The organism is Methylomonas sp. BG-2, from assembly GCF_057766305.1.
This window is the reverse complement of the sequence record NZ_JBYMAP010000149.1, coordinates 1-10,204: the sequence shown is the minus strand read 5'-3', so window position 1 is coordinate 10,204 and position 10,204 is coordinate 1. Positions and strand designations below refer to the sequence as shown.

The 10,204-nt window shown below is 50.5% G+C and carries 16 protein-coding genes and 1 pseudogene; 16 read left to right on the top strand and 1 reads right to left on the bottom strand.

Annotated features, from left to right (window positions below):
- Window positions 1–54: 54 nt before the first annotated feature.
- The 16 genes and pseudogenes from AC3B8H_RS14375 (at window position 55) to AC3B8H_RS14300 (ending at window position 9,772) form a co-directional block, all read left to right on the top strand.
- Window positions 55–723: a shikimate dehydrogenase family protein gene (locus AC3B8H_RS14375; protein ID WP_488442234.1), complete on the top strand. Its 669-nt coding sequence runs from the start codon at window positions 55–57 to the stop codon at window positions 721–723.
- A 205-nt stretch (window positions 724–928) separates the two neighbouring features.
- Complete coding sequence (locus AC3B8H_RS14370; RefSeq protein ID WP_488442233.1) at window positions 929–1,330, top strand: DUF4260 domain-containing protein; 402 nt, start codon at window positions 929–931, stop codon at window positions 1,328–1,330.
- 36 nt (window positions 1,331–1,366) lie between these two features.
- Window positions 1,367–2,050: a class I SAM-dependent methyltransferase gene (locus AC3B8H_RS14365; RefSeq protein ID WP_488442232.1), complete on the top strand. Its 684-nt coding sequence runs from the start codon at window positions 1,367–1,369 to the stop codon at window positions 2,048–2,050.
- Window positions 2,051–2,090: 40 nt separating this feature from the next.
- The gene (locus AC3B8H_RS14360; protein ID WP_488442231.1) at window positions 2,091–2,573 is read left to right on the top strand and encodes a GNAT family N-acetyltransferase; all 483 of its coding nucleotides are present in this window, start codon (window positions 2,091–2,093) and stop codon (window positions 2,571–2,573) included.
- Between the two features lie 55 nt (window positions 2,574–2,628).
- Window positions 2,629–3,180, top strand: coding sequence for a hypothetical protein (locus AC3B8H_RS14355; RefSeq protein WP_488442230.1), 552 nt, complete (start codon window positions 2,629–2,631; stop codon window positions 3,178–3,180).
- A 118-nt stretch (window positions 3,181–3,298) separates the two neighbouring features.
- Complete coding sequence (locus AC3B8H_RS14350; protein ID WP_488442229.1) at window positions 3,299–3,979, top strand: HAD family hydrolase; 681 nt, start codon at window positions 3,299–3,301, stop codon at window positions 3,977–3,979.
- A 91-nt stretch (window positions 3,980–4,070) separates the two neighbouring features.
- Window positions 4,071–4,730, top strand: a complete 660-nt coding sequence (locus AC3B8H_RS14345; RefSeq protein ID WP_488442228.1) for an HAD-IA family hydrolase — start codon at window positions 4,071–4,073, stop codon at window positions 4,728–4,730.
- A gap of 118 nt (window positions 4,731–4,848) precedes the next feature.
- Entirely contained in the window at window positions 4,849–5,592 is a 744-nt protein-coding gene (locus AC3B8H_RS14340; protein ID WP_488442227.1) for a class I SAM-dependent methyltransferase, read from the top strand.
- Window positions 5,589–5,989: pseudogene (locus AC3B8H_RS14335) on the top strand (GFA family protein). Before AC3B8H_RS14340 ends, AC3B8H_RS14335 begins: the two are co-directional and overlap by 4 nt.
- An 11-nt stretch (window positions 5,990–6,000) precedes the next feature.
- Entirely contained in the window at window positions 6,001–6,123 is a 123-nt protein-coding gene (locus AC3B8H_RS14330; protein ID WP_488442226.1) for a hypothetical protein, read from the top strand.
- Window positions 6,124–6,138: 15 nt separating this feature from the next.
- Window positions 6,139–6,501, top strand: a complete 363-nt coding sequence (locus AC3B8H_RS14325) for a signal peptidase II (protein ID WP_488442225.1) — start codon at window positions 6,139–6,141, stop codon at window positions 6,499–6,501.
- A gap of 165 nt (window positions 6,502–6,666) precedes the next feature.
- Window positions 6,667–7,521: an alpha/beta hydrolase gene (locus AC3B8H_RS14320; RefSeq protein ID WP_488442224.1), complete on the top strand. Its 855-nt coding sequence runs from the start codon at window positions 6,667–6,669 to the stop codon at window positions 7,519–7,521.
- A 261-nt stretch (window positions 7,522–7,782) separates the two neighbouring features.
- A complete protein-coding gene (locus AC3B8H_RS14315; protein WP_488442223.1) occupies window positions 7,783–8,472 on the top strand; it encodes a CTP synthase C-terminal region-related (seleno)protein in 690 nt (229 codons plus the stop codon).
- The gene (locus AC3B8H_RS14310; protein WP_033158694.1) at window positions 8,469–8,759 is read left to right on the top strand and encodes a DUF1330 domain-containing protein; all 291 of its coding nucleotides are present in this window, start codon (window positions 8,469–8,471) and stop codon (window positions 8,757–8,759) included. The genes AC3B8H_RS14315 and AC3B8H_RS14310 overlap by 4 nt, the downstream gene beginning before the upstream one ends.
- Before the next feature lie 354 nt (window positions 8,760–9,113).
- On the top strand, window positions 9,114–9,341 hold the full coding sequence (locus AC3B8H_RS14305) for an AbrB/MazE/SpoVT family DNA-binding domain-containing protein (RefSeq protein ID WP_488442222.1): 228 nt from the start codon (window positions 9,114–9,116) through the stop codon (window positions 9,339–9,341).
- Complete coding sequence (locus AC3B8H_RS14300) at window positions 9,338–9,772, top strand: putative toxin-antitoxin system toxin component, PIN family (protein ID WP_488442221.1); 435 nt, start codon at window positions 9,338–9,340, stop codon at window positions 9,770–9,772. The genes AC3B8H_RS14305 and AC3B8H_RS14300 overlap by 4 nt, the downstream gene beginning before the upstream one ends.
- Window positions 9,773–9,834: 62 nt before the next feature.
- Here the strand turns inward: AC3B8H_RS14300 and AC3B8H_RS14295 are convergent.
- Window positions 9,835–10,204 (bottom strand): SEC-C metal-binding domain-containing protein (locus tag AC3B8H_RS14295; protein ID WP_488442220.1); only part of this gene is annotated, 370 nt, incomplete at its 5' end.

Genomic DNA, 10,204 nt, shown 5'->3' with positions numbered 1-10,204 from the left:
GGGTGACGCTTAAGTTGAGAGGATTGACTCTTGGGGACCTTTGCGATGCTTCCCATGCAAGTCTCTGCCGAAGGCTTTCCCGCATTCATTGCAGGCCTGCGCGCTTTGAAAAACTTTGGGGGTGCTGTCATCTCCATGCCACACAAAGTCGTTGCTGCCAACTTGGTTGATGACCTGACGCCGGAGGCGCGCCTGGTCGGTACCGTGAACGTCATTCGCCGCAACCGAGACGGCCGCCTCATCGGTACCACGCTGGACGGCGAGGGGTTTATTGCCGGACTAGCCGGAGCCGGTTACAGCATCAAAGGTGCGCACGTCCTTCTCGTCGGGGCCGGAGGTGCGGCATCGGCTATTGCTTTTGCCCTTGCAAAACACGGCTGCACTTCACTTTGCATACAGAATCGAACGCCGGAAAGAGCTAGCGCGCTGTTAGCAAGAGTCAACCATGCCTATCCTCAAGTAAAAATATCGATAGAGGTTTATTCGAACGACCACTACGATGTTGCTATCAACGCCACATCTCTCGGCATGAAGTCAAGTGACGAACTACCTATCGCCAAGCGATTGATACGGCAGTGCAACCTGGTAGCCGAATGCGTGATCGCGCCGGAAATGACGCCGCTACTCCTGGAGGCGTCCAGTCAAGGGAAGGTCGTCCACACCGGCGTTCCCATGTTGGCCGCACAAATGAATCTTATGTTGGCATTTATGGGCGCCGAGTAAGATGAAATATACCAAGATAGCAGTCGACACATGACGGCCACTAAATCTCAGTTGCAGTGATAGTCCGATATTAAACGAGTTTCGCGCCGGAAATTACAAGTTTCAATCCATATCCTGTCAATACTGACAGTTGTTGCAACACATCAACCTGAGTTGTAATTAACCCAAAATAATCAGTTTCTATGCAGAAATTGCGGGAGTCAAAATGCTAGGTGAAACAACAGGTGCCATTCGTGTTTTGTTGCGGCTGGAGGGATTTTGCATGCTGGTTGCAGCCTGCATTGCTTACGCAAAACTCGATTTTGACTGGAGCACCTTCGCTATCTACTTCCTGGTACCCGATATTTCTTTGCTTGGTTATTTCGCCGGCGCCAAGGTTGGCGCCATTAGCTATAACACTGCGCACTCATACCTCGGTGCCATTGTCAGCCTGGTGATCGGTTTTACGGTTCCGTTTCCGGCACTGCAATGTGCCGGTTTAATCTGGTGTGCCCACATCGGCTTTGATAGGGCGCTGGGTTATGGACTCAAATACCTGGAGGGATTCGGCTTTACCCATCTTGGCCGCATCGGGCGATTTGCTGTCAAACATTCAGAAGCGCAATAACCGGGTTAGAAACCCGAAACATTTAGGGAACATTGGATGGCTTTTACACTCGACAAGGTCGTACCTTGGGGACGTTCATACACCGAATATGTCGACATGTTTGGTCTGACCGAGGCCGATCTTGGCAGACATATTCTGGGCTGTGGTGACGGGCCTGCCGGATTCAACGCTGAACTGACCCAACGTGGCGGACATACCGTTGCCGTTGACCCTGTCTACATGTTTGATGTAGGGCAGATCAAAAGCCGTATTGCCGAAACCTATGAAACCATTATGGCTCAGATGCGTAACAATCAAAACGACTACATTTGGGAAGTCATTCCATCGATAGAGGCGCTCGGAGCAATCCGCATGTCGGCTATGACTTCTTTCCTCGCCGATTTCGAATCGGGCAAGCAAGAAGGCCGATACATAGCCGGAGAGTTACCTTCGCTGCCATTTGAAAACGGACAATTCGATATTGCCTTGTCATCGCATTTTCTGTTTTTGTACAGCGCACATTTGTCGGCAGAGTTTCATCTTCAGGCGTTACAGGAAATGTTGCGCGTCGCTACGGAAGTGCGGATATTTCCGGTGCTTACGCTGGATGGATCAACTTCACCTTATCTTTTCCTCGTCAGCGAAGAATTTGCCGGTCTAGGGTTTGACGTACAGATCGTTAAGGTTGATTACGAATTTCAACGCGGCGGTAATCAAATGCTGGTCATCAAGCCTAAATAACGAACTTGGATTAAAGCAATTGTCGCATGTGAGTACGCGAATGAAATTGGAGTTTATACAAGCCACGCCAGACCATGCAGAAACTATAGGTTCGCTGGTCGTCCAGCTTACGCAGGAAATCTGCGAGCGTACTCATGCGCAGCATTTCGATATTGATTTGGCAGGTACGGTTCAGCGCTGTGAAGCGTTGTTATCCGCAGGTCACTACGCGGCTATTATTGGCTGGTCGGATACTATCCCAGTGGCTGTTTCGACTATCACCGAAACCTATGCGTTATATGCCGGCGGCAAAATAGGCGTCATTCAAGAGTTTTACGTGATTCCTGAGTTTCGCTGTTCGGGAGTCGGCGCGCTGTTGATTGAGCAGGTTAGAACTTATGGGCAACAGCGCGGTTGGTCGTGCATCGAGTTATGTACGCCGCCGCTTCCGGAATTCGAGCGGACATTAAGTTTTTATCAGCATAATAGTCTTATTCCGGTTGGAGGTCGGAAAATGAGACAGAATTTGGCTACAAATGGCTAAGCAATCGTGTGCTTTGCGTTAGCTGCCATGGAGGAAGGTTGATGAAATACATTAAATGGTCTGTCGTGATTCTGCTGCTGTTGCCGATTTCTTCGTTGGCTTTTTTCAGACCGGTTCGGGTACTAATTCCGGAAGCATTTGGCGTCCGTTGCAAGAACAAAACCTATGCATAGACGATTTTTCTCAGTTTGCGGCTGCGGAATCTCTACTCAACGACTCGAAAAGTTATCTTGCCACGCAATGGGGCTTATCTATCGGCGAGCCGAAGATCATCTTTTGCAGCACGGACCCATGCCGGTCCGCATTTGGCCTGGCGAATAAGGCGGGATTCACCTTGGGCAGTTTCGCTATCGCCATCGCGCCGCGAGCTTGGCAGCCACACTACGTGGCGCATGAACTCATCCACCATTGGCAGGCCGATCAATTCGGTAGCTTGGTGCTGCTAACCGGTGAGCAGTGGCTGATCGAAGACATGGCCTACGCCCTGAGTAACGATCCGCGTGTAGGACTGCATGAACCATTTGAATCTTATCGGCAGAGATTCAATGACTGGTACAGACTTAATGCCAATATCCCGCTCAAGGAGTCGCTGGGTGGGGCACTTTAAAAATGGCGTCTATTAGACTCATATCCCATCCAAAAAATTCGCTTGGTACGATAAGTCTTAGGCGGTCATTTAGCCCGGCTGCTCAGCACCTCAATCCATATCACTACCCACTACCATAATGAAATATAAAGGAATTATTTTCGACTTCAATGGTGTTTTGCTTTGGGAGGCACCGCTTCACGTTCAGGCCTGGCAAGCGACGGCGCTACGACTCAGAGGCTCGCCCTTAAGCGACGACGAATTTTCAATCCATGTGCATGGTCGTACCAATAGTCATATATTGGGTTATCTCCGCGGTCGAACTCCGCAAGGGCAAGAGCTGCTTGATCTGATCCAAATCAAAGAGTCTATGTACCGGGATTTATGCCTCAAAAATCCAGATATGTTTGTCTTGTCTCCCGGAGCCGAAGCACTGCTCGACTTCGTTTCTAGCAAAGATATACCGCGCACCATTGCGACAGCTTCCGAAAAAACCAATCTGGATTTTTTCATCCAGCACCTCGGTCTGGATAAGTGGTTCGATCTGCAACGGATTGTCTACGATGACGGCGTTCTTCCCGGTAAGCCCGCGCCGGACATGTATGCTAAGGCGGCGGCCAATATAGGTTTACCGCCGCACGGATGTCTAGTTGTCGAAGATGCCATTTCCGGTTTTCAATCCGCCCATGCCGCAAACATCGGCCATATCGTCGGTCTTGGTCCGCTTGAAACGCACAACAAACTTCTTGCTTACCAGGGTGTCTCGACCGTGATCGAGAGTTTTGAGCAATTTCCGCGTGAGTTGTTAGTCAATGCATAACCAGATAATTGGGTACGGTTCAATGCAAATTCAGACCAAAAGACCGGAGCCGGCGAGCAAATGGCATTTCAATTCTTAGGCAACGCGGTAGATGAATAATATTTGCATCATCTTCGATTTGGACGGCACGCTGGTTGATAGCGAGGGACTGTGCAATCAAGCCTTTCTCGACCTGCTACCGCAATTGAACGATTCACTGGAGACCTTGATCGAGCGCTATCGCGGCCAAAAACTGAGCTCGATTCTGATAGACCTTGAAAACCGTCTTGGCGTGAATCTGCCCCATTCATTTGAGCAGTCCTATCGCCAGCGTGTTGCGGAACTCTTCACGCGGAATTTGAAACCCATGCCGGGTGTTTTGGACATGCTTTCTACCTTGAGTTCGCCGAAATGTATTGCCTCCAGCGGACCGCTTCCGAAAATCCGTCAGGCCTTGGCAGTCAGCGGACTTGCAGATTATTTTGCCGACAATCTATTCAGCTCGTATCAGATCGGTTCATGGAAACCCGATCCGGACTTATTCCTGCATGCCGCGCGTACTATGGGCTTTGCGCCTAGTCAGTGCGCGGTGATCGAAGATAGCGAACAGGGCATAGCGGCGGCCATAACAGCAGGCATGAGGCCGTATTATTTTGTGGTAACAGACGGAGCTTCGTCGGCTCGGACCACAAGCAGTATTGTGTTCGACGACATGGCACAACTACCGCAACTGCTCACGCAATTTGCTAACGTAACCGAGTCAAACCGTTAGACGCATTCAAGTCGTGGAAACAGCCATGAATAAGCGTTCCACTTACCTTCGACCAAACTTAGCCACGTACTCGGCGTACTGAAACTAATTTTCGAATGATAGACCTACAGGAAATAGCATGACCGCAAAAGAACACTACGACCGGCATCTTGGCGATATTTATGCATGGATGGTTGGCGACTTCGATGCCAGGCAAAATGAACATCAACAATTTTTGGAAGCTAACGGTCTATCGCCAAATAGCACGGCAATCGCGTTGGACCTGGGAGCCGGGCACGGCATCCAAAGCGTTTCCTTGGCCAGATTGGGATATACGGTAAAAGCGATTGATTTTAACCGACGGCTTTTATCCGAGTTAATCGACAATACGCAGGGGTTTTCCGTTACCGGAATTAATGACGATATTCGTCAGGTAAAAAAATATGCCGATCCCCAACCCGAGCTCATTATTTGCTGGGGCGACACGTTGACGCATCTCGAAAGTTTGGATGACATCAGGCAATTGCTTACCGATTGCTGCGTATCGTTAAGCGAAGGCGGAAAATTGGTCTTATCTTTTCGAGATTATTCAACGCCACTCTCGGACGATCAGCGCTTCATTCCTGTAAAGAGCGACAATACAAAGATACTGACGTGCTGTTTGAATTATGAAGCGGACAGGGTGCGGGTCACGGATTTGTTGCAGCTTAAAACTGAAACCGGCTGGCAGCAAAAAGTCAGTTCCTATTATAAAGTCCGCGTTTCACCGAACGACATTGTGAAAATCCTTGCCGACTGCGGCGTGAGGGTGGCGTTTAACGAAGTCGTCAACCGAATGACTGCCATCATAGCGATTAAACCATTGCGAGGAGAAATTGCATGAGCGAATTTAAAGGCGGCTGCCTGTGCGGCATGGTTCAATACGCCGTGAAATCCGAGCCGCGCTTGTCTTTTTTATGCCAATGCAGGCAGTGTCAAAGAATCACCGGAACAGGCCATTCGGCCGAGTTTGTGGTATCGGAAAAAGACACGCTTATTTCGGGAGAGTGAAATTTTACGAACTGACTGCCGATAGCGGCAATTCCGTGACTAGCGGCTTTTGTCCGACTTGCGGCAATCCGGTTTTAAAGAAATCATCGGGTTATCTGGGCATGCTGTTTTTTCATGCCGCAACCTTGGATAACCCGACTGTATTCAAGCCGCAAACGGTGTTTTGGGGTGCCAGCCATCAGCCGTGGGATTATGTCAATCCCGACCTTGAACTGAAACAATATACCTGAGGAAGTGGCGTATGAAACTATCCAAACGCATTGTCTTGACCGTGATTGTGCTGATCTCCTGTCTCGGCTGCGATCAAGCCAGTAAATCGGTTGCCCAGTCGTTATTGTCCGAGACCGAAGTCTGGTCGTTTTAGGGCGATACGCTACGCTTGCGATTGGCCCATAACCACGGCGCATTTTTGAGTCTGGGGTCGTCGTTGCCGGAAAATTTGCGCGACGGCTTATTCTCGCTTGGCGTCGCCGGACTATTGATCGCAGTGCTGAGTTATATCCTGTTTTCCAAATCGGCTTCGCCATCCTCGATATTGGCATACTCGCTGTTGCTAGCGGGCGGCGTGGGCAATCTGATCGATCGATTGATCTACGGCGGCTATGTAGTGGACTTTATCAATATCGGTATAGGGCCGATCCGTACCGGTGTATTCAATGTCGCCGACGTGTTCGTAGCCGCCGGCGCGTTGATGTTGCAGACCGGTGTGCCCCGCGCTAACAAACTGGTATCTGAGCGATGAATCCATTCAGCAAATATCCGCAATCCGATGCCTTGGGCTTGGTGCCGCTGTATTGGAGCGACGTGGTGCGAAGTTCATGGCCGCAAACGGTAACGACCGGCTATTGTTCCTACTGGCCGCCCAGCTCGAACAGGCCAAGCCTTGGAAACACAGGATACCGCCGTTATGCAATCAATTGAATTTAGCCAATACAGCACCACCGACGGCCAGCTGGTGATCTATTTTCACGGCACGCCGGGTTCGCCTGACGAATGCGAAATATTCGATGTCTATGGCAAACAACATCAGCTAACCATCATTTGTTGCGACCGCTCGACCATAAACCCTGGGTTGCAAGGTGCTGCTTATTACCAATGCCTAGCCGATGAGATTGCCAAAAAGGTTGGCGATAAACCCGTCGAATTTGTCGGCTTTTCGATCGGTGCCTTCATTGCCTTGCAAGTCTGCCGGGCGATGCATGGCAAAGTCCGTAGCCTGCATTTGGTTTCCGCGGCTGCGCCGCTGGATGCTGGCGACTTCATCGACGCGGCGGCGGGAAAAGCCATTTTCCGGTTGGCTCAAAATCACCCGACGGTAATTCTGCGGCTGGCTCGCGTACAAGGATGGCTAGCGAGTAGGTTTCCCGGCCTGTTGTTGCGGATGTTGTTTTCCAGCGCGGCCGGTGAAGACAAGGTTTTAGCAGAGGACAAGACGTTTCGGACCACCATGACCAAAATGTTCAAAACCTGTTTCAAGCGCGATTCGCTAGGCTATGCTCGCGACATCATCGCCTACGTGCAGCCCTGGAAAGCGACGTTGGCCGATGTCAGCACCGATACTCATATCTGGCACGGCGCGGAAGATAACTGGTCGCCGGTAGCCATGGCGAATTATCAGGCATCGGCTCTGTCTGGCTGTTTGAACATCACGGTACTGGACGGACTTTCCCATTATTCATGCCTGTATCGAGCCGCGCCGATGATATGTATGTCAATCAAAACGTTCGCTGAAATTCATGGAAACGTAGCGAAAGCGGAGTGATGAATTTTAGTCCCCGATAGGCGTAGCGCCGGGCGGGTTTTCGCAGAAAACCTGCAAGGCTTGGCGACACGCCGTCAAGTCATGCGAGAGCCGATGTTTCGACCCCTGGTTGGGTCGAAACGAAGTGACGCGGACGCATCGGGGCCGCCGAAGGCCATCACCGTGACGGTGGAGTCCTGATTTTCGTCCCATGGATGGGCGAAAATCTTTACGGACGGAAGCCGTCACTCGCCGGAAGTTAAACAAGGAATTTACTCGCCCATGACCAAATCAATCGCATTGCTCGGAGAATACACCCAGACTTTTCCGCCGCATCTGTCGACCAACGCCGCCATCGAACATGCCAAGGTGGCTTCCGGGTTGGATATTAACGCCGACTGGGTTTCAACCGCAGACATCGACCAAACCTTGTTCAAACGCTACGCCGGCATCTGGATCGCCCCCGGCAGTCCGTACAAAGACATGGATAAAACGTTGGCGGCGATTCGCCATGCCCGAGAAAACAATATCCCATGCTTCGGCACCTGCGGTGGTTTTCAACACATGATCATCGAATATGCCCGTAATGTATTGGGAGTTAAAGACGCACAGCATGCCGAGTACGATCCGTATGCCTCGAATTTATGTATCTCGCAGTTGGTGTGTTCGCTGGCCGGACGCGAGATGCAACTAAGCTTCGAACCCGATTCGCGTGTGGCAGCCATTTACGGAGCAATGACGGCTACCGAGCAGTATTACTGCAATTTCGGCATTAACCCGTGCTATGTCGATGTGTTGAAACAAGGTCCCATGCACATCACCGGTGCCGATACCGAAGGCGAGATTCGGGTGATCGAATGGCCTGGACATCCATTTTTCGTCGGTACGCTATTCGTACCGCAAGCCCGATCCACGCCGGAACGACCGCATTCTTTGGTTTCGGCTTTTTTAAAGGCGGTGGCAAACCTATGAATGCCTATCTCATTTTGGATCTAACGATCCATGATTTTGATCGATTCCGAGAATACATCTTGAAAATACCGGCAGTCATAGAAAAACATTCCGGAAGGTACGTGGTCCGGGGCGAACAGCCTACCGTTATCGAGGGTGATTGGACGCCTGAAAGGGTTGTTGTCATCGAATTTCCATCAAGAGAACAAGCTAACGGCTTTCTTCAAGACCCCGAAGCGCAACCGCTTTTTTCATTACGCCATCAAACGACTACCAGCAAACTCGTTTTAGTGGATGGATGTCTGTAACGCAATCGTAAAGTCCAACATATCATCGGCGAGTGACGGCTTCCGTCCGTAAAGATTTTCGCCCATCCATGGGACGAAAATCAGGACTCCACCGTCACGGTGATGGCCTTCGGCGGCCCCGATTCGTCCGCGTCACCTCGTTTCGACCCAACCAGGGGTCGAAACATCGACTCTCGGTAGTGGTGTTCAAACGCGAAGGCGGTGGATTTAATCGTTTGGACAAAGTCTTCAATGGCGAATTGCAGCAAGTGCTGGAAGCATTCAATGATTCACTCTGGCAATCAGGTGCCGCTTGAAAACCTATTGGCAAAAGCATAAAGTAAGGTTTCCTTACTGTAAGACAAGGTGATTACCATGCTTGCCAAAATGACCTCAAAAAACCAACTCACCCTACCCAAAAGCGTAACGGCAGCTGTCGGCGCCAGCGAATATTTTGATGTGGAAACCCGCAACGGCCAAATTATCCTCACCCCGGTGCGGATTCAACGCGGTGACGCCGTGCGCGCGAAACTCGCGGAACTGAATCTACAGGACCAGGATATTGACGACGCGATCGCCTGGGCGAGACAAAACGACCAATGAGCCAGCATGCAGACGCGCCGCGTGTCGTCATCGACACCAACCTGGTATTGTCGGCACTCATATTTGCCAAAGGTCGGGTAACGCCATTACGACTCGCATGGCAAAACCAGCAGATCCAGCCTTTAGTTTCCAAAACCACGGCAACGGAATTGATCCGGGTGTTGCAATACCCCAAATTCAAATTCAGCCCTGCCGATCAACAAGAACTATTAGGGGATTACCTGCCCTATTGCCAAACCATCACCATTCCGGAACCGCCACCCGTCACTCCCGATTGCCGCGATTTGTTCGATGTACCTTTTCTACAACTGGCAATAACCGGCGAAGCGCAAGCATTGGTTACTGGCGATCAGGATTTGCTCTGCCTGGCCTCCTGCTTTACTTGCCCCATTTTGACCGCAGAACAATTTTTACAAACCCTAACTTCATGACTACCAACGATATCACCAGTAAACTCTGGAACCTGTGCAACATCCTCAAGGAGGATGACGAGTTAGTGTAAACAGCATTTTTTGAATTTTTTGCCACTGCCACAGGGGCATGGATCATTACGACCAATTTTGGCTGGTTGCTTTGATGAAGGTAATTCCAGATCATCTTCGTTAAGTCCGAAAGCGTCTCTGATAGCTTCGATCTTTGCCGAGGACTCAGGGGAAAGATTGTTGTAGTTTGGTTTAGGCGTAACACGTTTGCTTCTGAATCCCAGGGCAATTTCAACATCTTCTAAATCACCCGGTATTGATATATCAACACAGTCTCGTTTGAAGGCGTCACGGATAATCTCAATCGATTCGGCTGCCTGAAGTTTGATTAGCGCACAAATTGCTAAACCTACAAGTTTGCGATACTCGTTACCGGCCTTT